Here is a 26,437-nt window from a genome sequence, read left to right as displayed (position 1 = left end):
CAGAATCTGGATTATTCTACGCTACATTCGCGACTGGGCGTCAGTCGGCGGGCAGGCACGGTCGATCCATCCTGGCGTCTCAGGGCAGATCGGGCACCCAGTTGACGCCGTTGATGTGACCTCCGCCGTCCACGAACAGCGTGTTGCCGGTGACATAGCGCGCGTCCTCGCTGGCCAGGAACAAGGCTGCGCCGCCAATGTCCTTTTCCGGGTCGCCCATGCGTCCCATCGGATTGGCGCGCTCGGCATCGGCGGCGAGTTCGGGCTGAAGTGCTTTGAAATGGTTGAACGAGGCGGATGCGGCGCCCGGGCAAATGATGTTGGCGCAGATGCCAAAACCGGCCCATTCCCGCGCCACGGTGCGGGTAAGCGTGCGAAGCGCTTCCTTGCCCACATTATAATCGGCAGTCCCCATATGCGCGTTAACGCCGTTCAGGGAACAGAGGCTGATGATCCGCCCCCAGCCATTCGCTTTCATATGAGGAAAGGCGCGCATCATCGCCCATTTGGGACCGAACAGGTTGATGTCAAAGGATTCATGGAAATATTCGTCGCCCATCGCTTCGGCGCGGGCAAAGCCCCGGCCGCGATAGGCGTTGTTGACCAATATATCGATGCTGCCGAACTGATCGACAGCCGCATCCACGGCCGCCTCCATCTGCGCGCGATCCGTAACGTCGGTGCGCACGAAGCGCGCCCGGCCGCCCTCTGCGACAATCGCATCTGCCGCAGCCGTTCCCTTGCCTGCATCGAATTCGGCGATGATCACCGCCGCGCCCGCGCGCGCAAAACGTCGAGCGACGCCGAGGCCAATGCCATCGCCCCCGCCGGTTATCACTGCGACCTTTCCGTTCAGCCGATCGTCGGACATTCTCACTCTCCTGGAACTTGTTGGAAATGTTGGGCGGGGCAGACCTGACGAACAGGCGTCAGCGATTATATTGACGCTCCTGTGGAAGTACAGCAGCGCCATTTATCCCTTACGCTTCACTTGCGTCGTCGGATAGCTATAGACGCTGCATGCCGGGAAGCGTCGCTATGCAGCGGAATCCTGGGCGAATACACAAACAGGGGCAAAGCGTTGCGCGATTATCAGGCTGATTTCATTATCGTGGGAAGTGGGGCAGGTGGCCTGGTCGGTGCGATTGCCGCCAAGTTGAACGGCCTCAATCCGCTGGTAATCGAGAAAACCGACCGTTGGGGCGGGACGAGCGCCCTGTCTGGCGGCGGGGTCTGGATACCCAACAATCCGCTGATGGAGCGGGACGGGGTGGAAGACAGTTTCGAGGCAGCGCTTGCCTATATGGAAGCGACCATCGGAGATGTCGGCCCGGCGAGCAGCAAAGAGCGCAAGACCGCCTATCTGAATGTTGGTCCGCAGATGGTGCTGGCCCTGGAACAGCAGGGCCTTGGCTGGGTCCGGGCACCAAGATATCCCGACTATCATCAGGATCAGCCGGGCGCGCGCGTGGGCCGGACGCTGGAGGGCGTGAACTTCGACGGCAAAAAGCTGGGCGACTGGCTCAAGACGATGCGCAAATCGGACATGCCATCGATGGTAATGGGCACTGACGACGCGCCCGTGATACCGGTGATGCTACGGTCGTTAAAGGCGTTCTCCAGGTTCATGGGCATTATCGCGCGCACGGCCGCCTGGCGTGTACGCGGGCGCGAACCGTTGTGCCTGGGCGGGACATTGATGGGGCAGCTGATGGTCATCGTTCAGCGCCTGGGCATACCCGTCCTTCTCGACAGCCCGCTCAAGTCGTTGATCCAGGACGGCGATAAAGTGGTGGGCGTCGTGATCGGCGAGGGGGACGCCGAACGGCGGATCATGGCGCCGCGCGGCGTGCTGCTGACCACCGGCGGATTCGCGAAGAACAGCGAGTATCGCAGGCAGTTTCAGGATGTCAGCGGCGAGTGGAGCCCGGCTAGCCCCGGCGATACCGGCGATGCGCACCAGATCGGCGCGGAGGTGGGTGCCGAACTCGCCCTGATGGATGCTGCCACATGGTATCCCGTGTCGATCCTGCCGAACGGCACCATCAATGTCGGCATCTGGGAACGCACCTTGCCCGGATCGATCATCGTCGATTCTTCGGGGCAGCGCTACACGAATGAGGCAGCGTCCTATGTCAACGCGGGGCGGGCCATGCTGGACCGTGACAAGACCGTGGCGGCGGTGCCGAGCTGGCTGATCTTCGATGCGCGCTATCGCAGTCGTTATTTCTTCGGGGGCACACCGCCGGGGATGAACGGGGAACTGGTGAAAAACGGCTTTTTCGTCAAGGCGCCGACGCTTGACCAGCTTGCCGCGAAAATCGGGATCGATGCGGCGGGCCTCAACCGGACGGTCGAGCGCGTAAACGCGATGGCGAAGACCGGGGTCGATGAGGATTTCGGTCGTGGCGACAATGTGTACGACCAATATTATGGCGATCCCAGCAATCAGCCGAACCCGTCGTTCGGTCCTATCGACAAGGCGCCATTTTACGCAACGCGCTTTTATCCCGGTGACCTCAGCACCAAGGGGGGACTGATGGCCGACGAGCATGCGCGGGTGCTGCGCGCGGACGGCAGTGTCATCGAAGGGCTTTACGCCGCAGGCAATTGCGCGGCCCCGGTCATGGGCAGAACCTATCCCGGTGCAGGCGCGACGTTAGGTCCAGCCATGGTATTCGCCTGGATTGCCGGTCAACACAGCGCCGCTGCTGCTGCGTAAAGCTTCGGCCAGGCTTTAGGGCAATGGGCGCCGTCGTCGCGTAGATGTGCGAGACGACGGCGCCATGTCGTATGCGCCGCGCGAGCGTCAGCGATATCGCGCTATGGAAAGATCGGCCGTTTCGATCGCCGGTCTCCGGTTGGAAATAATGTCCGCGATCACATGTCCGGACCCGCAGGCCATGGTCCAGCCAAGCGTGCCATGGCCGGTGTTCAGATAGAGGTTCGGGATATGCGTAGCGCCGATGACGGGCGTGCCGTCCGGCGTCATGGGACGCAGGCCCGACCAGAAGCTGGCATGGCCAAGATTGCCGGACGCCGGAAATAAGGACTCAACCGAATATTCCAGCGTGTCGCGCCGCTTGTCCGGGAGGTTTGTCGAGAAGCCGGAAAGCTCGGCCATTCCCCCAACCCGGATGCGGTCGCCCAGCCGCGTGATGGCAACCTTGAAGCTTTCATCCAGCAGCGTGGAAACAGGGGCGCGTTCTGCATCGGTGATGGGAACGGTTATCGAATAGCCCTTCACCGGATAGACTGGCAGCTTGATCCCCAACGGCGCCACCAGCAGCGGCGAGTAACTGCCCAGCGCGACAATGAATGCGTCTGCCTTGATCGGCCCCTTGTCGGTTTCGACATGATCGATCACGCCATTATCCGTGACGAGGCGCTCGATCTTGTGATCGTGCAGGAAGGTGACGCCCGCCTCCTTCGCCATGATGGCGAGCGCGTTGGTGAACTTGAAGCAGTCGCCGGTTTCGTCATTGGGCAGGCGCAGGCCGCCCACGATCGGCGACTGGCTGTTCGCAAGGCCCGGTTCGGCCGCGATGCAGCCTGCCCGGTCGAGCACTTCGAAGGGAACGCCGTCGGCCTTCAGCACGGCTACGTCCTTGCCGATACCGTCCATTTGCTTCTGTTCGCGGAACAGCTGGAGCGTGCCCTGGGTCCGTTCATCATAGGCTATGCCGGTTTCGTGGCGGAGCGTGATGAGTTGGTCGCGGCTGAACTCGGCCAGGCGCACCATGCGGCTCTTGTTCACCGCGTAGGCTTTTTCCGTGCAGTTGCCGAGCATGGCCACCATCCAGCGCCACATGGCGGCATCGAAGGTCGGGCGAAGGATGAGCGGCGCGTGCTGCATGAACAGCCAGCGCAGCGCCTTCATCGGTATGCCCGGCGCAGCCCAGGGTGACGCATAGCCCGGCGAAATCTCTCCGGCGTTGCCGAAGCTGGTTTCCAGCGCCGGGCCGGACTGCCGATCGATCACGACGACTTCATGGCCCGCTTTGGCGAGATACCAGGCCGAAGTCACGCCGATGACCCCGCTTCCCAGAATGGCGACCTTCATGCTGTCATACTCCGCTTTTGCTCGATGGCCTGCGCGGCGTGATATTCACGGGCGTATCGGTGGCCGAGTTGGGTGAGGATTTCGTAGGAAATGGTGCCCGCATCGGCAGCGACATCGTCTATCGACTGGTGTGGGCCGAGCAGTTCGACTGGCGCGCCGGGATAGAGCAGCATGTCGGGAACGCCCGTCACGTCGAGCGTGATGCTGTCCATCGACACCCTGCCGACGATCGGCACCCTGATATTGCCGATGAAGGCCGCGCCACGGTTGCTGAGATGGCGTGGCCAGCCGTCCGCGTAGCCGACAGGAATGGTCGCGATGTGCGATATGCGCTCTGCCCTGTGGGAGAGGCCATACCCAACGCCCGTTCCAGAAGTGACAGTGCGTAGCTGCGCGATCCGCGCCTCTAGCGAAACGACCGGGCGCATGGGATTGAGCCCGTTCTGCGGCGCCCCGCCGTAAAGCGCGATTCCGGCGCGCACGACCTCATAATGAGGGTGATCGAGAAAACTGCCGCCGCTATTGTCCAGTGAACGCGGCACATCGGGGAAGTGGCGGGCAAAGTCGTTGAAGGCCACGACCTGCCTGTCATTGAAGGCGGAAGAGGGATCGTCGGCGCAGGCAAGGTGGCTCATGATGAGCACGAGGTCGATGCCGTTCAGGAGCGATCGGTCAGCGAGGATCGCCTTCGCTTCGTCCGAAGAAAGGCCGAGCCGCGACATGCCACTGTCGACCTGAAGCGCTGCGGGAAGGGGGCGGCCCGTTGCCTGCGCTAGGCCGGACCAGCGCCTGATCTGATCGAGGGAATTGAGGACGGGCGTCGCGCCCGCGTCCCGGCACTGCCGTTCGGCTCCGGGCTGGAGGCCATTCAGCACGAAAAGCTGGACCGGGTCGGGGAGGTCAGGTTTGAGCGCCAGGGCCTCGTTCAGTTGCGCCACGAAGAAATGGCGGCAACCCGCTTCCAGCAAGGCGGACGCTACCGCCGAAGCGCCAGTGCCATAGGCATCAGCCTTCAGCACGCCAGCCACCTCCGCAGGTGCCGCGCGGCGCGCGATGATGCGGTAGTTTTCCACAAGGGCGTTCAAATCGATGCGTAACACCGCGCCCGCGCAATCCAGCGATCCCATTTAGCGATCCCCCTCATGCATTTTGTAGAGGGGGAATTGTGCCTTTTTCTCCCAAAGTGACGCAGTATGTTCTATAATGTCGATATTATTGAGAGAATGTGCGAAGGAATTGGGCGAAATGGCCGTAGGACTGGATCAGACGGATCGCGCGATCCTGCGCTTGCTAAGGCTCAATGCGAGACGTCCCAATTCCGAGATTGCCGAGGAAGTCGGGCTGTCGCCGTCAAGCTGTCACCGACGGATCAAGCTGCTGGAAGATGCGGGGGTCATTCGCGGCTATACGGTGCTGACCAGCCCTCTGCGGGTCGGTGAGAATAGCGTGAACATATTGGTGCAGGTGACGCTCGACAGGCAGACCGAAGATTATCTGGCGCGTTTTGAACATGCCGTCAGACAATGTCCGGAGATCCGCGAATGTTTCCTGATGACGGGCGGGACCGACTATTGGCTGCGCGTCGAAACGGAAAGCGTTGCCGCCTATGAGATCATCCATAGCGAAATCCTGTCCCGGATGCCGGGCGTAGCGCGCATCAACTCAAGCGTCGCGATGCGCGATGCGCTGAACCCGCGATCGGCGGGGCCGAGAGGCCGTTAGGGCAGGGCGTTCCCCGGGTGCCAATCGGTCAGCCTGGCTCCGCGACGGCGTCCGTTTGTACCATCCAGGGGATTTCGACGGGGAATCGGCCAATTTCCGCTCAGGCGGAACAATGGCGCGATCATTACATGTTTCTAATTTTTGACACAGTTGACGATCGTCAACTTATGGTCCAACATCTGGTTAGCGCATCCCCTCGAATCGCGGCGGGCCAACGGCATTTCCGGGCGATTGGAGTGAGACGACGTCCAGTTTATCAATGGAGTGCCTGATGACTACCGATTTTGCCGACCAGTTCCGTCCGGTAGCGCCGCCTTACGTGATCGAAAACGCCTATACGGAAGATCAGCGTCAGCGGATATTCAAGGTTGTACGGGAGAATGGGCCGTGGCCGCTCATTCTCGCCGAAAACTTCAAGTCTCCTGAAGAAGTCATAGCCACGACCGGCGGCACCATTCCTGAAGGGTTCACGCTGACCTGGGACATGATCCTGCAAGGCAGCGGGACGTTCCGGGGGTATATCGCCCGTCAGGGTGTCTGCTTCTATCCTGAACTGAACGACTGCTATTATAACTCCAAGTTCCTTGAAATGTCGCGCAACTATTGGGGCGCCAAATATGCCGAGCCAGAGACGTTTCTGATCAACATTCAGGGGCCGACCCTCATCGGTGGGCCGCCGCATCTTGATGGTACGGTCTTCCGCGGAATGACCATGGAAAACGCGCCGCTCTGGCTTCTGTTGACGATGGCCAAGTCTCGCATGTTCGAACAATGGCGCAGCAAGAAGATGCAGGTCACCGGCTGGTATTATACGGGCAATATCGGCGGCGGATTCAACTATTGGCCGGACGGTCCGCGTGGCGAACCCAAGCAGATCACTGCGCCTATGTGGGGTCGCGCGGTCGTTGCCGAGAACGAGATGATGTTCCACCACGCTCAGGCGACCGGCCCGCTCGCGATGCGTCGTTCCGAAGGTCTGGATATCAGCAGCGTGATGGCGCCCGATCCGACGGTCGAAGGCGGTTGGCGGATTGAGACCAATGGAGTGGTTAATCAGCAGTTGCCGGCAGACGAAGTGCGCCTGCTGGTTCACTGGGGCGCACGGGTGTTCACGGATATGGCCGACCTTAAGCGGACGTTCGACCACACGGACGACATCACGCACGACCAGGCGTTGAACATGCTGATGGACGAAGCCCGCAATCGTGGCGCTCAGTTCGAAACGCCCACTGATCCGCTGACCGATCGCGCGTTCATCGGCATGCTCAGCCAGGTGTTCGCTGTGAACGGCCCGGCGAACATTCCGGCTGACATGGACGAGGCGCCGCTCGCCGCCTGATAGCTGAATTCGGTACAATGTAAGATGAAGTGAATGGCGGGCCTCTGCGGCCCGCCTTTTGCGTTTTAGGGAATGCGAAAGAGGACTAGGCGCAGATTATAATATCGCCGTTTTTCCGAATAGGCGGTAACTTATAGAACAACGGCATGTGCAAATAAATTCATCTTGACAATGGTTGAAATACGTCAACTATCATAGATGGCGAACGTATGAGGGGCACAGTCAGCGAAGTTGCTGACGGAACGAATATCAAAACCCAATCGCCGATCGGAACCGGTAACTTTTGCCGGGGGCCGCGATGTCCCATGTGGAGGGGCATTGCTACATATGGGGAGTAGCAATGATGCGATCAGTAGAAAATAGCTTGAAGCTGCTATGCGGAGCCGGGATGACGGCATTGTGCATTGCGGGAGCCGCGCAAGCCCAGGCTCAACCGGGTGCTGGTTCGAGCGTGAACTCGGCTCCGGATGAAATTGTCGTTACCGCGCAGCGCCGTGACGAGCGCGCGCAGGACGTTCCCATCGCGATTACGGCATTTTCGCCAGAGCGTCTCCAGCAGCAAGGTATTACGCAGCCGCAAAATTTGCAGGCAACGGTGCCGTCTCTGGTGGTCGGCAACAATGGCAATCCGTCACGTGAAGCGCAAAGCTTTACGATCCGAGGACAGGGTGCGACCTTTCAGGCGTCGCCTGGCGTGGTCGTTTATCTGAACGAAGTGCCGCTGCCCGCGCCGATCTCCATTCCTCAACAAGGTGGTGCCGGTAATTTCGTAGATCTGGAGAATGTCCAGGTACTAAACGGCCCACAAGGGACGCTGTTCGGACGCAACACGACTGGCGGCGCGGTGCTGCTCGTTCCCAAAAAGCCAACGAACGACTTTGAAGGCTATGTTCAGGGCAAGTTCGGTAATTACGACAACAAGGAACTTGAAGGCGCGATCAACGTCCCGATCGTGGATGACAAGGTCCTGCTGCGGGTGGCCGGAGCCTATCAGGATCGGGATGGCTACACGCGGGATGTCGTCTGGAACACCGATCGCGATAATTTGCACTGGTATTCCGGGCGCGTTGGACTGACGCTGCGGCCGACCGAGACTTTCGAAAATTATACCATGGCCTATGGGGCGAATTCCCGGACCCATGGGACCGGTACGGTCAACACGCATCTCAACGTTGCGGGACTGGCGGCCACGAGTTTTGTCGGCCTTCCTTTCTGCGTTGAAGGACCGACAATCCCTGGCTTTAGCGCATCGTGCGACGTCTACAGGGCGGCTAGCGCGGAAGCGGCCGCCCGGGGACCCAGACAAACAGCGCATGGCACCAATTCGTTTCAAAGGACGAAGACCTGGGGCGTCACCAATACTTCGACGCTTAATCTGAACGAAGAACTGACGCTGCGTAACATCGTCAGCTATCAACGCTTCAAGACGACATATAGCGTCGACAGTGATGGCACCATCTTCCAGTTCGATGATGGCGATCCAAGAAGCTATCCGGCTCCCGGCATTGTTACTTTGCCCGGTGACGGCACCCCGGTCATCTACGATAATGCTTCGCCGACGCGCCTGCCGCGAGATGATATCAAGGTTTTCACCGAGGAATTGCAGCTTCAGGGCGATTTGTTTGACAAACTGCTCACCTTTACCGCAGGCGCATTCTACTATGATCAGCGTCCGGCCGGGACCCAGGGGGCGGGTGCAACTGGTTTCTGTCCAGCTTTGTTCACGGGCAACTCATTGGTTTGCGGCGTGTATGACATAAGATATGCGATCACCAATACGTCGAAAGCGCTATATGCACAGTCGACGCTGGATTTGGGACTGGTTTCGCCTGCGTTGCAGAACCTCAAGGTCACTGGCGGCATTCGGTACACTTGGGATAGGGTCAGCGGCTCGGCGGGTCTGTATCAGGTAATCGCTCCAGGGGCATTCTTCTGCTTCGCTGACAATAGGATTGCACCAGACGCGGCCGGCTGCTCATTTGAGGCCAATCTGAAGACCAATGAGCCGACCTGGAACATTGGTGTAGATTACAGATTTTCGCCCGAGCTTCTTGTCTACGGCAAGATTAGCCGTGGCTATAAGGCCGGTGGCATAAACGCCAATGCGGTGTTTACCACCACTCGTACTTTCCCGCCGGAGTTCGTCACATCCTATGAAGCGGGCTTCAAGTCGGATGTGCGACTGGGGGGCATGCCGCTTCGGCTCAACGCTACCTATTATTATCTGACCTATAAGGGTATTCAGCGCGCGACCGGCGACTTCAATCCCACCACCGGTGCAGCTGGCGCAAGGGTTCTTTCCGCGGATGCGCGCATCCAGGGCATTGAGGCGGAAGCGTCGCTGCGACCGATTCCGGGTGTCGAGATCGGTGGTACGTTCAGCTATACAGATGCCAAATATAAGAAATATGAGTTCGCACCGAGCAGCCCCACTCAGGACTGTACCGGCAATGTCATAAGTGCTCCCGCGACTGTAGATTTGACCTGCATCCCGTTCCAATATGTGTCGCCGTACATCTACAGCTTCCACGTGTCCGCAGAGCAGCCGCTTGGCGGGGATCTCGGCACACTTGCGATGTTCGTCAACTATTCACACACGTCGGCGCAGCATACGGCGGGGACCAGCCTTCCTGGGGATCAGCCGGGCGAGCGGCTTGAACCATTCGGGACGCTGAACCTGTCGCTCGATTGGCGGAATGTTGCAGGTAGCCGCGTGGACGTAGGCTTTTACGCGACCAACCTGACGAACAAGCTGTATCGTGTCAGCAACAGCAACACCTATAACAGTCAGTTCTTTACTGCGACGTTATACGGCGAACCCAGAATGTACGGGGTCCGTCTGCGCTACTCATTCGGAAAATGACTTGAAGTTCCGAAGGGTTGAATATGCTTAAAAATGAAGAGCGATGAATATGTCAGATGTGAATAAAGTGGTTCCTTTAGGCTTCACCAAGCTGATCGTGCAGGATCTTGACAAGGTTGCGGCCTTCTATGGCGCCGTATGCGGCCTGGTCGAGGAAGCGCAGGCCGATGCGGAGATCGCAGGCCGTCCCATTCGGGAACTGTACTTCAAGTCAAATCCGCCGGGCACGGGGAATTTCACGCTGACGAAATTCCTAGACGTGGAAAAATCGGCCACGGAGTCGGTTATCCTGGGGTTCATCGCGGATGATATCCACCGGTTCGTGGAAAGTGCCGCCGCCGCAGGTGGTGTTATGGTCGTGGCTGCTCATCCGGAGCCCCAACATGGCGTACATGTGGCCTTCGTCAAAGACGTCGAAGGCAATTTGATCGAGGTGGTCCAACTCATGTGAGGCGCGTGGTCATCACGCGTGCAAATGTGAGCGATCATCTCGTGACATCCAGTGCCTGAAGGCTTCTGGATCAGGTGGAAGGGGGAGGTACATGGTGCCTCCCCCAACTTTCATAACGGCGCCTTGTCGATCAATGACCGGCGCCGCAGTTTCAAGTCAGCTGCGGAAGTTGCCGGAATAGGCAATCTCTTCAAGAGGCTTGCGGTTGCTGGGCTCTTCGCGCGCCTGCAGCTTTTCCGGAAGGGACGCGGGGTCGCCCATCCGGCCAATCGCTACGGCGGCCTCTATCCGGAATCCGTCCGGAACGCCCAGCTCCGCCCTGGTTTTGTCCATATCGATCCCGACCATGCCATGGGCGTGATAGCCAATCAGGGTCGATTGCAGCGCTATGCCCGACCAGGCGGCGCCCGCGTCAAAGCTGTGCGAATGGCTGGGTTTGTCCGGCGATCCCATGGTTGTTTCGCTCAGGATGAACAAAAGCACCGAGGCTTCCTTGGCCCAGATCGCGTTGAACGGAATCAGCAGATCGAGGAAGCGCCCCCAATTGGCGGCATCGTCACGCGTCGCATAGAGAAAGCGCCAGGGCTGATAATTGAAGGAAGAGGGCGCCCAGCGTCCGGCATCCAATATGGTGCGCAGATCGTCAGCGGGCATGACGGAGCCATCAAACGCGCGCGGCGACCAGCGATTTAGAAACAAAGGGTCGAGTGCCGTGTCGGTTACCCGGTTGAGCGTCATGTCTTTAAGGGTCCTTTGCAAACAAGATGGATTTTACACAGGCTTATCGCTGCAGATCACCAGAAATGCTTGACTAAAAGTTGTCGTATGTCAACGTCCTGATGGCGGCGGTGATCGCAGGGTCGCGCTTCGGACCATTACGTTCTGCGGTGACTATTGATCATGGTTGCTTAAGGGCCTTCCGCGCGTACAACCTTTGTTGCAGGACGGCGAAAAGTTGGAGCGGGGAGCCCTTTGATCACCATGTCGCGAACGGTGAATAACGCTATCGACTTTTCGTAAGCTGAATGGTCAGATGACATACGAGCAGAACTTTTCATCAATTCAAATCAGCGCTACGGGGGAGTATGACTGATCTTAAGGTGAAAAAGGCCAAGCTTGTCGCTCCTCCTCGCCCTGGAGTATATTCCCGGGGTTCCGACACGGTCGATGCAATCCTCAAGGCCGCGTTGCACGTTCTCGTCGATGAGGGCGCATCGGCCTTCACCCTTCGCCGGATTGCTGCTGAATGTGGGATGAAGGTCGGAAATGTGAGCCGTCATTTCCCGCGTAAGGAAATGCTGGTTCAGGTGCTGCTGGACGAACTGCTGAGCCCCACCGTGGGCGAAGCGAGAGTCAGCCTCACCAACAAGGGCTTACCTGCCGAAGAAGCGCTCGCGCTGGTCATCGGGGGCACCTTCGACGAAACGAAGACGAAGAAGATGACCCATCTGTTTACCGAATTGTGGGCGATGGCGAACCACAATCAGTTCGTCGCGGAACGGGTCGAGATGGTCAATCAGTATATGCACAATCTGATGGCGTCCTATGTCGCCGAACTCAACCCGGCGCTTTCCCCGGAGGAAGTCGACATCGTGACCCTGTTCATCAACACGTCGATCGAAGGGTCAACGATATTGGCGGGATATGGCAAACCGTGGGAGGCCAAGATGCCGCAGCTCAAGGCTTTTGCCGTCAAATCTCTGATCAATCTTGCCAAGACCATCACTCCCGAGGAAGTGAGAGGGCTTCGCCCGGCTGCGTGACGGTAATTGGGGTCGGGAGCAAGATACTCGCCGCCGCTCCCACACAAATCAGGCGATTAAAGCGGATGTAAGTCTGCCCACGCTGAGCAGGAGGCGGCGACAGCGCCGATGATCGCCGACAGCGCGAGTGATCCAGCGATCAACCGTTCCTGCCAAGCGAAGCGGCGTGCTGTATATAGGCGTTGCCCATTCAGATAGGCATTGCCTTGATCATCGAGTCCGATGAGTGCCAGGCCATCCAGTGAGATGACGCGGAGGTTTTCCGGCCAGTGACGTGGCCGGATGTTGGTGCGCCAATGTCTCAGGTTCGCGTAGAAGTCAGCTTCTGATATTTCGTGAACAGGAAGAGTGGCTTGCTCGCTTGATTGTGATGCCACTGAGGATGCCTCCTTTAATCCAGATGGAGGGATTGCGCCAGGGGCCTCTCGATCGCTTGCTTTGACCACAATCAGTCATCAAGCCCAATGCCTCCGCCAAACACCAGCGATCGGCCAGAGAAGGCGATGGCCAAGTTCATACATGGTTTAAATTTTCTAGATTGCCGAATGTTTGGATGCCCGACAAGGATTCGAACCTTGATTGACGGAGTCAGAGTCCGCTCTCTTACCATTAGAGGATCGGGCACCAAGGCGGGTGTAGCCCGCATCGGAAGCGCGCAAATAAGCTGGTTGGATCGGCTGGTCAAGGGGCTTGCGCCGGAAAATGCCGCATACTTCGGTTGGGAAAAAGCCCGCCGGTCGCATATTCGTCCGGCGGGCTCATTCATCATCCCTTGCGGGGTAGACAGGCTTGGGAGCCGCTTCTGATATAGGAAGCAGCTCCCTTCATTTCAAAGCTTCAGTCGAGATCCTGGGTGGTGAAGTCCTCACCCTGAACCGCGCCGAGCGGATCGTCGCCAATGGCGGCTTCCGGACCCTGTGCGAGTTCGGCAGCATGCTCTTCAGCAGCCGTCTTGGGCGCGATCAGGTCGACCTGGCTCGATGCCCGCAGGGCGGCGCGCATCGCCGCGTCACGCGACGAGGCGGCAACCCGCATGCGGTTCATGCCCGCGCCAGTGCCCGCCGGGATGAGGCGGCCGACGATGACGTTTTCCTTCAGACCAACCAGCGTGTCCTTCTTGCCCTGAACCGCCGCTTCCGTGAGGACGCGGGTGGTTTCCTGGAAGGAGGCCGCCGAGATGAACGAACGCGTCTGGAGCGAGGCCTTGGTGATGCCGAGCAGCACCGGCTTGCCAGCGGCAGGCGCGAAGCCCGGCTGGAGCTTGGCGTTGATCTCGTCCATTTCCTCGCGGTCGATCTGCTCGCCCACCAGCAGCGTGGTGTCGCCGGACTCGATGATCTCGACCTTTTGCAGCATCTGACGAACGATCGTTTCGATGTGCTTGTCGTTGATCTTCACGCCCTGCAAGCGATAGACTTCCTGGATTTCCGCGACCAGATATTCGGCCAGGGGCTCGATGCCGAGCACTTCCAGAATGTCGTGCGGATCGGGCGAACCGCCGATCAGGTTATCGCCGCGCTTCACGAAGTCGCCTTCCTGAACGTCGATCACCTTGCTCTTGGGGATCAGATATTCGACCGGCTCGCCGCCATCCTCGGGATTGATGGCGATCTTGCGCTTCGCCTTGTAATCCTTGAGGAACTGGACGCGGCCCGAGACCTTGGCAATGATCGCATTGTCCTTGGGCTTGCGGGCTTCGAACAGTTCGGCGACGCGCGGCAGACCGCCGGTGATGTCGCGGGTCTTCGCGGCTTCGCGAGAGACACGCGCCAGCACGTCACCGGCCTGCACCTGCGCGCCGTCATCGACCGACAGGGTCGCACCCACCGCCAGCATGTAGCGGGCGGCTTCGCCCGACTGATCGTCGAGCAGGGTGAGACGCGGACGCAGATCTTCCTTGGTCCGGGCGGAACCGCGATGCTCGATGACGACGCGCTGGGCGATGCCGGTCGCTTCGTCGGTCTGCTCAGTCAGCGTTTTGTTGTCGATCAGGTCGACATATTTCACGATGCCCGGCTTTTCCGTGATCACCGGCATGGTGAACGGATCCCACTCGGCAAAGCGCTCACCCTTCTTCACGGTGTCGCCATCTGCAAACAGGATGGTGGCGCCGTAGGGCAGGCGGTGCGTTTCGCGTTCGCGGCCTTCGGAGTCGATGATGGCGATCTCGCCATTGCGGGCGAGCGACAGGCGACGGCCATTCTTGTCGGTGATGGTCGGCATGTCGCGCAGCTCGATAGTGCCGTCCGACAGGGCTTCCAGGTTCGACGTTTCGTTGAAGTTCGCCGCGCCGCCGATGTGGAAAGTACGCATGGTAAGCTGCGTACCCGGTTCACCGATGGACTGCGCCGCGATGACGCCGACCGCTTCACCGATATTGACCGGCGTACCACGGGCGAGGTCACGACCGTAGCATTTGCCACACACGCCCATCCGGCTTTCGCAGATCAGCGGGCTGCGGATTTTCACCGCCTGGGTACCGATCGCCTCGATCTGCGCGATCATCGGTTCGTCGAGCAGGGTGCCGATCGGGATGACGATGCTGCCATCCTTGCTGTCGACGATGTCCTGCGCCGTGGTGCGGCCCAGAATGCGCTCGCCGAGCGAAGCGATGACGGAACCGCCCTGGACGATGGCCTTCATCTCCAGCGCCTTTTCGGTGCCGCAATCTTCCTCGACGATGGTGCAATCCTGCGACACGTCGACCAGACGGCGGGTCAGGTAACCCGAGTTCGCCGTCTTGAGCGCGGTATCGGCCAGACCCTTACGGGCGCCGTGGGTCGAGTTGAAGTATTCAAGGACGGTCAGACCTTCCTTGAAGTTCGAGATGATCGGCGTTTCGATGATCTCGCCCGAAGGCTTGGCCATCAGGCCGCGCATACCGGCCAGCTGCTTCATCTGAGCCTGCGAACCACGGGCACCGGAGTGCGCCATCATGTAGATCGAGTTGATCTGGGCCATGCGGCCGGTCTGCGGGTCCTTGGGCTGGGCGCGGATTTCGTCCATCATGGCGTTCGCTACCACGTCGCCGCAACGGCTCCAGGCGTCGATAACCTTGTTGTACTTTTCCTGCTGCGTGATCAGGCCGTCCTGATATTGCTGCTCATAGTCAGCCACCAGCGCCTTGGTTTCGGCAACGGTGCCTTCCTTCGAGTCCGGGATCACCATGTCGTCCTTGCCGAACGAGATGCCGGCCTGGAACGCGTGGCGGAAGCCCAGCGCCATGATGGCGTCGGCGAACAGCACCGTGTCCTTCTGGCCAGTGTGGCGATAGACCTGATCGATGACGTCGCCGATTTCCTTCTTGGTGAGAAGGCGGTTGACGACGTCGAAGGGCACCTTGTGCGACTTGGGCAGACATTCGCCCAGCAGCATGCGGCCCGGCGTCGTTTCGAAGCGCTTCATATACTGATTGCCGGCTTCGTCGGTCTGCGGCACGCGGCTGGTGATCTTCGAGTGCAGCGTCACGGCCTTTGCGAAGAGAGCCTGATGGACCTCCTGCATGTCGGCCAGCAGCATGCCTTCGCCCGGCTCGCCTTCGCGTTCCATGGACAGGTAATAGATGCCCAGCACCATGTCCTGCGACGGAACGATGATCGGCTTGCCGTTCGCGGGCGATAGGATGTTGTTGGTGGACATCATCAGCACGCGGGCTTCCAGCTGGGCCTCAAGGCTCAGCGGAACGTGAACGGCCATCTGGTCACCGTCGAAGTCGGCGTTGAAGGCCGAGCAGACCAGCGGATGAAGCTGGATCGCCTTGCCTTCGATCAGCACGGGTTCGAACGCCTGGATGCCCAGACGGTGAAGCGTCGGCGCGCGGTTCAGCATGACAGGATGCTCGCGGATCACCTCGTCCAGGATGTCCCAGACTTCCTTGCGCTCCTTCTCGACCCACTTCTTCGCCTGCTTCAGGGTCATGGACAGACCCTTGGCGTCGAGGCGGGCGTAGATGAAGGGCTTGAACAGTTCGAGCGCCATCTTCTTGGGCAGGCCGCACTGATGCAGCTTGAGTTCCGGGCCGGTCACGATGACCGAACGGCCCGAATAGTCGACGCGCTTGCCGAGCAGGTTCTGACGGAAGCGGCCCTGCTTGCCCTTGAGCATGTCGGACAGCGATTTCAGCGGACGCTTGTTCGCGCCGGTGATGACGCGGCCGCGGCGGCCGTTATCGAACAGGGCGTCGACAGCTTCCTGCAACATGCGCTTTTCGTTGCGGACGATGATGTCCGGCGCGCGCAGTTCCATGAGGCGCTTCAGGCGGTTGTTACGGTTGATGACGCGACGATAGAGGTCGTTCAAGTCCGAAGTCGCGAAGCGGCCGCCGTCCAGCGGCACCAGCGGGCGCAGTTCTGGCGGAATGACCGGGACGACGTCCAGGATCATCCATTCCGGACGGTTGCCCGATTCCAGGAAGCTCTCGACGACCTTCAGGCGCTTGATGATCTTCTTGGGCTTCAGTTCGGACTTGGTGACGGCCAGCTCATCGAGCAGCGCCTGCTTCTCGCCTTCAAGGTCGAGGTCCATCAGCATCTGCTTGACCGCTTCCGCGCCGATCCCGGCGGAGAAGGCGTCCTCGCCATATTCGTCCTGCGCGTCGAGCAGCTCGTCTTCGTTTAGAAGCTGGAACTTCTCAAGCGGGGTCAGGCCCGGTTCGGTGACGATGTAGCTCTCGAAATACAGCACGCGCTCAAGCTGCTTGAGCTGCATGTCGAGCAGCAGGCCGATGCGCGAAGGCAGCGACTTCAGGAACCAGATGTGCGCGACGGGCGCTGCCAGTTCGATATGGCCCATCCGCTCGCGGCGGACCTTCGACACCGTGACTTCGACACCGCACTTTTCGCAGACGATGCCCTTATATTTCATGCGCTTATACTTGCCGCACAGGCACTCGTAATCCTTGATCGGACCGAAGATGCGGGCGCAGAACAGGCCATCACGCTCAGGCTTGAACGTGCGATAGTTGATGGTTTCCGGCTTCTTGATCTCGCCGAAGGACCACGACCGGATGCGCTCAGGCGAGGCGAGGCCGATCTGGATTTGGTCGAAGGTTTCGGCCTTCTGGACCGGGTTGGCGAAATTGGTCAGTTCGTTCATCTTTTTCATTCCCTCATGAGGGCAAATCTCTGGAGCGAAGGGGAGGGCGCCGCCGTCAGGCCGCGCCCCGCAAACCCTTTATTCCGCCGCCTGCGCGAAGCCGTCGTCGTCCTCGACCTCGTCCATAGCGGCGAGTTCGACGTTGAGGCCCAGCGAGCGCATTTCCTTGACCAGCACGTTGAAGCTTTCGGGGATACCGGCCTCGAAGGTGTCGTCGCCCTTGACGATTGCTTCGTAGACCTTGGTACGGCCGACCACGTCGTCCGACTTCACCGTCAGCATTTCCTGCAAGGTGTAGGCGGCGCCATAGGCTTGGAGCGCCCACACCTCCATTTCACCGAAGCGCTGACCACCGAACTGCGCCTTACCGCCCAGCGGCTGCTGGGTGACGAGGCTGTACGGCCCAATGGAACGCGCGTGGATCTTGTCATCGACCAAGTGGTGCAGCTTCAGCATGTAGATGATGCCGACAGTCACCTTACGGTCAAAGCGGTCACCCGTGCGGCCGTCGAACAGGTCCGACTGCCCCGAGGTGTGCAGACCCGCCAGCTCCAGCATCGCCGACACGTCGGCTTCACGGGCGCCGTCGAACACCGGGGTTGCCATCGGTATGCCGCGCTGCAGATGCTCGGCTAGATCGATGATCTGCTCCGCCGTGCGGCCTTCGATCTGATCGGCATATTGCGGGCCGTAGGATGCAAGCAGCCGTTCCTTGACCGCGTCGGGCATTGTGCCCGGCTGCGGGTTCGGATTGGCCTCACGCCAGTCTTCCAGCGCATGCTTGAGCTGCTGGCCGAGGCCACGGGCAGCCCAGCCCAGATGCGTTTCGAAGATCTGCCCGACGTTCATACGCGATGGCACGCCCAGCGGGTTCAGCACGATGTCGACATGGGTGCCGTCCTCAAGGAACGGCATGTCCTCGATCGGCAGGATGCGTGAGATGACACCCTTGTTACCGTGACGGCCGGCCATCTTGTCGCCCGGTTGCAGCTTGCGCTTCACCGCGACGAAGACCTTGACCATCTTCAGCACGCCCGGGGGCAGCTCGTCGCCGCGCTGCAGCTTGTCGACGCGGTCCTCGAACTTCTCGACGATCAGCTTTACCGCTTCGTCATACTGCGCCTTGACGGCTTCGATGCCGGCCTGACGAGTGTCGTCCGCGACGGCGAACTTCCACCATTCATGACGCTCAACTTCGGAGAGCAGAGCCTCGTCGATCTCGACACCCTTCTTGATGCCCTTCGGAGCGGCGGCAGCGGTCTGGCCGAGCAGCATTTCCTGGAGGCGGTTGAAGGTCGCGCGGTTGAGGATGGCGCGTTCGTCTTCGCGGTCCTTGGCGAGACGGTCGATTTCCTCCCGCTCGATCGCCATGGCGCGCTCGTCCTTGTCGATGCCGTGGCGGTTGAAGACGCGGACTTCCACGACCGTACCGGCAACGCCCGGCGGCAGACGCAGCGAGGTGTCGCGCACGTCGCTCGCCTTTTCACCGAAGATCGCGCGGAGCAGCTTTTCTTCCGGGGTCATCGGCGATTCACCCTTGGGAGTGATCTTGCCGACCAGGATATCGCCCGGCTCCACTTCGGCGCCGATATACACGATGCCCGCTTCGTCGAGGTTGCGCAGGGCTTCCTCGCCGACGTTGGGGATGTCGCGGGTGATGTCTTCCGGCCCGAGCTTGGTGTCGCGGGCCATGACCTCGAACTCCTCGATATGGATCGAGGTGAAGACGTCATCCTTCACGATCCGTTCGGAGATCAGGATGGAGTCTTCGTAGTTGTAGCCGTTCCAGGGCATGAACGCGACGAGCGTGTTGCGGCCCAGCGCCAGCTCACCGAACTCGGTCGACGGGCCGTCGGCGATCACGTCGCCGCCTTCGATCAGGTCGCCCACCTTCACCAGCGGACGCTGGTTGATGCAGGTGTCCTGGTTCGAACGCTGGAACTTCTGGAGCGTGTAGATGTCGACGCCCGACTGGCCGGGTTCGATGTCCCCGGTCGCACGGATGACGATACGGGTCGCATCGACCTGATCGACGATGCCCGGACGCTTGGCGGCGATGGCCGCGCCGGAATCGCGCGCAACCGTGCCTTCCATGCCGGTGCCGACGAACGGCGCTTCGGCATTGACGAGCGGCACGGCCTGACGCTGCATGTTCGATCCCATGAGCGCGCGGTTGGCGTCATCGTTTTCCAGGAACGGAATGAGCGAGGCCGCGACCGACACCAGCTGCTTGGGGCTGACGTCCATCAGGGTGATGTGGTCCTTGGGCGCCATCAGGAATTCGCCCGCCTCGCGCGCGGAGATCAGGTCCTCGGCCAGCGTGCCGTCGGCGTTCAGCTCAGCGTTCGCCTGCGCGATCGTGTGCTTGGCTTCTTCCATCGCCGACAGATAGACGACCTCATTGGTCACCTTGGTGTCGATCACCTTGCGATACGGCGTCTCGATGAAGCCATATTTGTTCACGCGGCTGAACGTGGCGAGCGAGTTGATCAGACCGATGTTCGGGCCTTCCGGCGTTTCGATCGGGCAGATACGGCCATAATGGGTTGGGTGAACGTCGCGGACTTCAAAGCCTGCGCGCTCGCGGGTCAGACCGCCCGGCCCAAGCGCCGACACGCGGCGCTTGTGGGTGACTTCCGACAGCGGGTTGGTCTGGTCCATGAACTGCGACAGCTGCGAGGAGCCGAAGAATTCACGCACGGCGGCCACGGCGGGCTTTGCGTTGATGAGGTCATTGGGCATGACCGTCGACACGTCGACCGACGACATGCGCTCCTTGACGGCACGCTCCATGCGCAGCAGGCCGACGCGATACTGGTTTTCCAGCAGCTCGCCCACCGAACGGACGCGGCGGTTGCCGAGATTGTCGATGTCGTCGATCTCGCCCTTGCCGTCCTTCAGGTTCACTAGTTCCTTGACCACGGCGAGGATGTCCTCGACGCGCAGGGTGGTGACCGTGTCTTCGGCATCGAGGTCGAGACGCATGTTTAGCTTCACGCGGCCGACGGCCGAGAGGTCATAGCGCTCGGGGTCGAAGAAGAGACCGGCGAACAGGGATTCAGCGGTTTCCTTCGTCGGCGGTTCGCCGGGGCGCATGACACGATAGATGTCCGACAGGGCCTGGTCGCGCTCTTCGGCCTTGTCGGCCTTCAGCGTGTTGCGGATCCAGGGGCCGGTGGTGACATGGTCGATGTCGAGCAGTTCGAGGCGGTCGATGCCCGCCTTGTCCAGCTTTTCGAGGTTTTCAGGGCTGACTTCGTCGCCTGCCTCGATGTAGATTTCGCCGGTCTTCTCGTTGATGAGGTCATAGGCGCTGTAGCGGCCATAGACTTCCTCGGTCGGGATCAGCAGCGTCTCAAGACCGTCCTTCTCCGCCTTGTTCGCGGCGCGAGGGCTGATCTTGTGGCCAGCGGCGAACACGACTTCGCCCGACTTGGCATCGACGATGTCGAAAGCGGGCTTCTGGCCACGCCATGCTTCGGCGAGATAGGGGATCTGCCAGCCGCCTTCGCCACGGACGAACACGACCTTGTTGTAGAAGAAGCCGAGCATGTCTTCGGCGGTCAGGCCGAGCGCATAGAGCAGCGCGGTAACCGGCAGCTTGCGCTTGCGGTCGATGCGGACGTTGACGATGTCCTTGGCGTCGAATTCGAAGTCGAGCCACGAACCACGATAGGGAATGACGCGCGCGGCGAAGAGATATTTGCCCGACGAGTGGGTCTTGCCACGGTCATGGTCGAACAGAACGCCCGGCGAACGGTGCATCTGCGACACGATAACGCGCTCGGTGCCGTTGACGATGAAGGTGCCGTTGCCCGTCATGAGCGGCATGTCGCCCATGTAGACGTCCTGCTCCTTGATATCGAGCACGGAGCGGGTTTCGGTGTCCTGGTCGACCTCGAACACGATCAGGCGCAGCGTGACGCGCATCGGCGCCGCGTAGGTGATGCCGCGCTGACGGCATTCCTCGACGTCGTATTTGGGCTCTTCCAGCTCGTAATGGACGAAGTCCATTTCGGCGGTGCCGGCGAAATCGCGGATCGGGAATACCGAGCGCAGGGTCTTTTCGAGGCCCGATACATAGCCGATCGACGGGTCCGAACGCAGGAATTGCTCATAGCTCTCCCGCTGGACTTCGATCAGGTTCGGCATCTGCACCACTTCGTGGATGTCGCCGAATACCTTTCTGATGCGCTTCTTCGCGCCGGTATTGCTGATCGTGGGGAGAGCTTTGGTCGCCATTGCGTTTCCTGCCTGTAATTCGTCGCATTTTTTCGCATCGCAGCGAAATTCAGCCTGACGAGACGGGTGAAAGGGCTGATTCGCCCTTCTGCCGCCACGCAAAAAAGTGCGGGCCGGGACTGTCCGATCCGCACTGTCAGCACCTTGTGACCCACCAAATGTCGCCCAATCCCGCCGGTTTCGCGCGCTATTCGAAACCGGTCCCCGGGCGATCCAGGGGACGGTTCATGCTTGCCGGAAGGCTTGCAGGAACCGGATTTTCAAAACGCCATATAGAGACCATGCGCGCCTTTGTGAAGGGCGGATTGTCTCAATAACGATCGTGATCCGATCGCTGCGGCGGATCAGAACAGTCGTGTCAGGCCGTAGAAGCCAGCGCCGATCAGGGCTGCGGCGGGCAGCGTCACCACCCAGGCGATCACGATGCTGGACGCCACGTTCCACCGGACGGCCGACAAGCGGCGGGAAGCGCCGACGCCAACGATCGCGCCGGTGATGGTGTGCGTGGTGGAAACCGGCACGCCCAGATGCGTCGCCAGGAATAGCGTCATTGCTCCGCCGGTTTCGGCGCAGAAGCCTTGAGCCGGAGTAAGCCGCGTAATCTTCGACCCCATTGTGTGGACGATCTTCCAGCCGCCGAGCAGCGTACCGAGGCCCATCGCCGCCTGACAGGAAATGACCACCCAGAAAGGAACGTGGAAGCCGCCCGTCAACATGCCCTGCGAATAGAGCAGGACCGCGATGATCCCCATCGTCTTCTGCGCATCATTGCCGCCATGGCCAAGCGAGTAGAGGGACGCAGATACGAGCTGAAGCTTGCGGAACACGCGATCCGCGCCCTGGGGCGTGAAGCGACGGAATATCCAGCTGATGATCAGGACGAGCAGTAGCGCCAGGATGAGGCCGATCGCAGGGGACATGACGATGGCGGCGCTTGTTTTGAATACGCCGCTCCATACGACAGCGCCGAGGCCTGCCTTGGCCGTGCCCGCGCCCAGCAGTCCGCCGATCAGCGCATGGCTGCTGGACGAGGGGATGCCGAGGCCCCACGTAATCAGGTTCCAGGCAATGGCGCCCATCAACGCGCCGAAGATAACCTGCGGGTCGATGATGCTGGCATCGACAATGCCTTTGCCTACCGTTTCGGCGACATGCAGGCCGAAGAAGAGGAAGGCGATGAAGTTGAAGAAAGCCGCCCAGGCCACCGCATATTGCGGCTTCAACACGCGCGTCGATACGATCGTTGCGATCGAGTTGGCGGCATCGTGCAGGCCGTTCAGGAAGTCGAAGGCGAGCGCGATGCCGACCAGCGCGACGAGCAGCGGAAAGGCGAGATGGGCTTCCATCAGATTGAGACTCGAATGGAGCTAAGGATCAGGCGTGGTCGATGACCAGCCCGGAGATTTCGTTGGCGACGTCCTCGAACCGGTCCGTCACCTTCTCCAGATGGGCGTAGATTTCGTTCCCCACGACGAAGTCCATGGGGTTGCCTTGCCGGGCCTGATTATACAGCGCTTTAAGGCCCGCCTCATGCAATATGTCGGCATGCCCCTCCAGCTTCACCAGCCGCTCGGTCAGCTCATGCAGCCGCACCGAATTGAGGTTCAGCGAACGCAGCAGCGGCATCGCTTCGGCTGTGATGCGGGCGCACTCCACGATAAGGGCGCTCATATCCTGCATCTGGGCCGCGAATTCCTTGACCTCGAACAGGGCGATTGCCTTGGCGGTCTGGTTCATCTGGTCGATCGCGTCGTCCATCACGCCGATCAGGCCGGTGATGGCGCTACGGTCGAAGGGCGTTACGAAAATGCGGCGCACATCCTGCAGCACTTCACGGATGATGTCGTCCGCTTCATGCTCACGCGCGGAGATCTCTTCGATATGCGCGTCCATGTCCGGGCCGCCCTTCAGCAGCTTGGCGAGCGCATCGGCCCCGGCGACGAGCGTCACCGCATGATCCTCAAACTGTTCGAAGAAGCGCCCCTGTTTGGGCATCAGCGCGTGAAACCACCGCAGCATTCCAGTCCTTTCGCTTTGCCATTCCTTGATCCGCAGCAGCGTTCGGATGAACCAGCCCGGATCGCGCGGCGGTTCGCGAAAGGCCGCGATGATCGTTTGAAGATCGGGTTCCTCGACCGCTTTCGCGGCCTCTGCGACCGGAAACCAGCGCAGTTCCCTCTGCCCCTGCTCGGGCCATTGCGACAACTGGCCGGTCACTGCAAGGGGGAAAACTTCAACCGTGGCTTCGCGCGTGTCGCCCTTGCGGCGACGCTTGTCATAGCGGTAGCGGCCCAAAGGAGCGGGGCAGGCGATGCCATGAATGCCCGCTTCCTCATAGGCTTCGAGTTCGGCGGCGCGGTGGCCGGCCATCCCCTTGATGCGATTTCCCTTGGGGATGACCCAACGGCGGGTTTCGCGCGAGGTGATGAGCAGGATGCGCATCGAGCCATCGGGGTCGGCGGCATAGGGCAGAGCGGCGATCTGACGCATTACCAATCCGCCCCCGCAACCTTAGCCATAAAATACCCCTCATCCATATTCGCCTTGTAACCAAACCGTCACATTGCGCAATGAACTAGGTTGGTCAGATGGATAGTCGAGCCGTCAGGCGGATATCCCGTCCGGCCAGTGGCGCATAATCCTTGAGGAAGCTGGCATGCCGCCGCGCCTCGACATCGAATATATTGTTCGCCGACAGGCTGATGGTGGTCCGGTCATTCCCTTTCAGCGGCTTGAAGGACAAGGATGCGTTGACGAGCGTGAAGCCGTCGGTGCGGGTTTCGGTCGAGGCGATCCTGTTCTGCGCAAAACTATGTTCGACCTCGCCACGGAAGCTCAGGCGCTCACCCTGAAGTTCGATCCCTCCGAGCAAACGCAGCGGCGGGATGCGTGGCGCAGGGCCTGAGCCGGTGATGGTTGCGCGGACATAGTCGGCAAGGCCATCCAGATTGACCTTGTATCCGCCGACTTCCCCCAGCTTGACCGATGCCTCTGCTTCAAAGCCGAGATAGCGCGCGTCCGCCTGATTATATTGGAAGCAGGGGAAATCCAGCGGCTTTCCGCCATTCACTGCCATGCAGGCGCTGTCATCGACCAGCGCATCATAGATGTAGCCGTTGAACCAATTGTGATAGGCCGACAGGGACATGGTGTAGCCGGGGCCTTCACCGCGCAGCGTGGCTTCAACGCCCCAGCTTTTTTCCAGGTCGAAGTTTGGATTGCCAAGCTCGAATGCTTGCGTCCCGGCGTGATTGCCGCGCGCGAACAGTTCTTCGGCCGAGGGCGCGCGTTCGGTTCGAGCGAGGTTCAGGCCGACGCGCCAGCCGGGACGTATTTCCTGGCTGGCGCCGATCGACCCGGAAAACGCGTCGAAGCTGCGCTGATAGGCGGGATTGAACAAGGTCGCGTCCGCGTCCGCCCCTACCTTGTTATGTTCATAGCGGCCGCCCAGTTCGATCCGGCTGCTGCCAAGGTCGAAGGATTGAAGCGTGAAGAAGCCGAGTTGCTCCGTCCGGTTGCGGGGCAGGAACTTCTCTTCACCTTCGACATGGAAATTGCGGGCGAAGAATTGGGCGCCGACGGCGCCATCCCATCCGCCGCGCTTGGCCTGTACCAGTTCCAGCCGCGATTCGATCGACTGATTATAGAATGTGGTGCCGACGTCCCCGGACGGTTCGATCTCCTGATGCTGGTAATCGGCGAAGCCCGCGCGGAGGCGGATGGAATCCAGGATGCCGCCATTGACCGGCAACTCGGCGCGCATGTCGGCGCGGTCCTGCTTCATGTGGAGGTGAACCTGTTCGCCCTCCGACCCCGGTTCGACTGAATAGCGGACGGGGACGCCGTAGAGATTGTCCGTGTGGGCGATCGAGAAACCAAGGTTGCCGCCATCGGTCACCAGCGCCGCTCCGCCAGCTACTTCCCAAGTGCGCGCGGCGCTGTTGGGCAGCTTGCCCCTCAGATCGGCTAGGGGCGTGATGGCGGGGTCTCCGCTCGCGGCGGCTTGGGCGCGCAGGGCGGGCGTGAGGATGTAATTGCCGGTGTCGAGATCGCCGCTCTTCGAATAGCTGCCGTCGAAGTGGACGACGATCTTGTCCGTTATCGGTGCTTCGATTTCGCCAGAACCGCTGCGTTCGTTGGCGGCGCCGCCGTAATTGGCGATGCCTTCGATGTGGATGGGCTCGTCAGGTACGCGTCGGGGGATGCGGCTGTCGATCACATTGACGACCCCGCCGATCGCCGAGGAGCCGTAAAGCAGCGCTGCGGGACCGCGCAGCACTTCGATGCGGTCGGCGGTCAGGGGATTGATCGCGACGGCGTGGTCGACCGAGGTGTTCGATACGTCGAAACTGCCGACGCCATCGGTGAGGATGCGTACCCGTTCGCCCTGAAGGCCGCGCAAGATCGGGCGAGAGGCGTTGGGGCCGAACGAGGTGGCGGAGACGCCGGGCTGATGGGCGAGGGTTTCGCCGATGGTGGTCCGCAGGTCACGTGTCAGCTCGGCACCGGAGAGGACCGAGGTGCCGGACAATATGTCGCCTTGGCGGCGGGGGATGATGGCGGTGACGACGATGTTGGGCTGGTCATCATGATAGGTGCCGGGCTGGATTGATGGCGATTGGGCGAGGGTGGGGGAGGCGAGGCAGATTGCGGTGAGGGCGCAGCTGGCGCGGAGGAGCGGCAGGGGGGAATTCATGAAGGAAACCCTTAATTGAAACGGTTTGTGAGGCGCCTCTATCTTAAATGTTATAACGTATCAATGGGGTTGGGGGGATTATCGGGGGAGGGGAAAGGGTTAGCGGCCAAGCGGGCGAGATCGTAGATAAGTGGCCTGGATCAGCGGGCAATTACCGGCGATTGGAGCGTAATCGTGTTACACGGAAGCATCGGAATTGAGGCT

Annotated in this window: 16 protein-coding genes and 1 tRNA gene; 6 read left to right on the top strand and 11 right to left on the bottom strand. The window is 60.6% G+C overall.

Annotation, left to right across the window (positions count from 1 at the left end):
- Window positions 1–79: 79 nt before the first annotated feature.
- Window positions 80–871, bottom strand: a complete 792-nt coding sequence (locus ACZ5ZH_RS08320) for an SDR family NAD(P)-dependent oxidoreductase (protein WP_464771181.1) — start codon at window positions 869–871, stop codon at window positions 80–82.
- A gap of 210 nt (window positions 872–1,081) precedes the next feature.
- Here ACZ5ZH_RS08320 and ACZ5ZH_RS08315 point away from each other — a divergent pair, with 210 nt between their 5' ends.
- A complete protein-coding gene (locus ACZ5ZH_RS08315; RefSeq protein WP_464771180.1) occupies window positions 1,082–2,722 on the top strand; it encodes an FAD-binding protein in 1,641 nt (546 codons plus the stop codon).
- Window positions 2,723–2,809: 87 nt separating this feature from the next.
- On the opposite strand, the gene ACZ5ZH_RS08310 is transcribed toward ACZ5ZH_RS08315, so the two are convergent.
- Together ACZ5ZH_RS08310 and alr are read right to left on the bottom strand one after the other, a co-directional pair.
- The gene (locus ACZ5ZH_RS08310; protein WP_464771179.1) at window positions 2,810–4,063 is read right to left on the bottom strand and encodes a D-amino acid dehydrogenase; all 1,254 of its coding nucleotides are present in this window, start codon (window positions 4,061–4,063) and stop codon (window positions 2,810–2,812) included.
- Window positions 4,060–5,190: an alanine racemase gene (alr, locus tag ACZ5ZH_RS08305; RefSeq protein WP_464771178.1), complete on the bottom strand. Its 1,131-nt coding sequence runs from the start codon at window positions 5,188–5,190 to the stop codon at window positions 4,060–4,062. The genes ACZ5ZH_RS08310 and alr overlap by 4 nt, the downstream gene beginning before the upstream one ends.
- Before the next feature lie 118 nt (window positions 5,191–5,308).
- On the opposite strand from alr, the gene ACZ5ZH_RS08300 reads away from it, so the two are divergent.
- The 4 genes from ACZ5ZH_RS08300 (at window position 5,309) to ACZ5ZH_RS08285 (ending at window position 10,438) form a co-directional block, all read left to right on the top strand.
- Window positions 5,309–5,785 (top strand): Lrp/AsnC family transcriptional regulator, encoded by a 477-nt coding sequence (locus ACZ5ZH_RS08300; protein WP_464771177.1) that lies wholly within the window; start codon window positions 5,309–5,311, stop codon window positions 5,783–5,785.
- A gap of 271 nt (window positions 5,786–6,056) precedes the next feature.
- Entirely contained in the window at window positions 6,057–7,124 is a 1,068-nt protein-coding gene (locus ACZ5ZH_RS08295; protein WP_464771176.1) for a hypothetical protein, read from the top strand.
- A 340-nt stretch (window positions 7,125–7,464) separates the two neighbouring features.
- Window positions 7,465–9,987, top strand: a complete 2,523-nt coding sequence (locus ACZ5ZH_RS08290) for a TonB-dependent receptor (RefSeq protein WP_464771175.1) — start codon at window positions 7,465–7,467, stop codon at window positions 9,985–9,987.
- Between the two features lie 43 nt (window positions 9,988–10,030).
- Entirely contained in the window at window positions 10,031–10,438 is a 408-nt protein-coding gene (locus ACZ5ZH_RS08285; protein ID WP_464771174.1) for a VOC family protein, read from the top strand.
- Between the two features lie 156 nt (window positions 10,439–10,594).
- Here ACZ5ZH_RS08285 and ACZ5ZH_RS08280 read toward each other — a convergent pair whose 3' ends face one another.
- A complete protein-coding gene (locus ACZ5ZH_RS08280) occupies window positions 10,595–11,176 on the bottom strand; it encodes a nitroreductase family protein (RefSeq protein WP_464771173.1) in 582 nt (193 codons plus the stop codon).
- A gap of 347 nt (window positions 11,177–11,523) precedes the next feature.
- Between ACZ5ZH_RS08280 and ACZ5ZH_RS08275 the strand changes: the two genes are divergently transcribed.
- Window positions 11,524–12,201, top strand: coding sequence for a TetR/AcrR family transcriptional regulator (locus ACZ5ZH_RS08275; RefSeq protein WP_464771172.1), 678 nt, complete (start codon window positions 11,524–11,526; stop codon window positions 12,199–12,201).
- A 56-nt stretch (window positions 12,202–12,257) separates the two neighbouring features.
- On the opposite strand, the gene ACZ5ZH_RS08270 is transcribed toward ACZ5ZH_RS08275, so the two are convergent.
- The 7 genes from ACZ5ZH_RS08270 to ACZ5ZH_RS08240 all read right to left on the bottom strand — a co-directional run bounded on the left by ACZ5ZH_RS08270 (window position 12,258) and on the right by ACZ5ZH_RS08240 (window position 26,233).
- Window positions 12,258–12,578, bottom strand: a complete 321-nt coding sequence (locus tag ACZ5ZH_RS08270) for a hypothetical protein (RefSeq protein ID WP_464771171.1) — start codon at window positions 12,576–12,578, stop codon at window positions 12,258–12,260.
- Between the two features lie 173 nt (window positions 12,579–12,751).
- Window positions 12,752–12,825, bottom strand: a tRNA-Gln gene (locus ACZ5ZH_RS08265).
- Window positions 12,826–13,038: 213 nt separating this feature from the next.
- On the bottom strand, window positions 13,039–17,295 hold the full coding sequence (gene rpoC / locus ACZ5ZH_RS08260) for a DNA-directed RNA polymerase subunit beta' (RefSeq protein WP_460986515.1): 4,257 nt from the start codon (window positions 17,293–17,295) through the stop codon (window positions 13,039–13,041).
- A 78-nt stretch (window positions 17,296–17,373) separates the two neighbouring features.
- Window positions 17,374–21,537, bottom strand: a complete 4,164-nt coding sequence (gene rpoB / locus ACZ5ZH_RS08255; RefSeq protein WP_464771170.1) for a DNA-directed RNA polymerase subunit beta — start codon at window positions 21,535–21,537, stop codon at window positions 17,374–17,376.
- Between the two features lie 344 nt (window positions 21,538–21,881).
- Complete coding sequence (locus ACZ5ZH_RS08250; protein ID WP_449473903.1) at window positions 21,882–22,883, bottom strand: inorganic phosphate transporter; 1,002 nt, start codon at window positions 22,881–22,883, stop codon at window positions 21,882–21,884.
- Between the two features lie 28 nt (window positions 22,884–22,911).
- The gene (locus ACZ5ZH_RS08245) at window positions 22,912–24,027 is read right to left on the bottom strand and encodes a DUF47 family protein (protein WP_464771169.1); all 1,116 of its coding nucleotides are present in this window, start codon (window positions 24,025–24,027) and stop codon (window positions 22,912–22,914) included.
- Between the two features lie 94 nt (window positions 24,028–24,121).
- Window positions 24,122–26,233: a TonB-dependent receptor gene (locus ACZ5ZH_RS08240; protein WP_464771168.1), complete on the bottom strand. Its 2,112-nt coding sequence runs from the start codon at window positions 26,231–26,233 to the stop codon at window positions 24,122–24,124.
- Window positions 26,234–26,437: the final 204 nt, after the last annotated feature.

This window comes from Sphingobium sp. TomMM7A (genome assembly GCF_055397305.1).
Note: the sequence above shows the minus strand (reverse complement) of the source record. Positions and strands in the feature narration are given on the sequence as shown.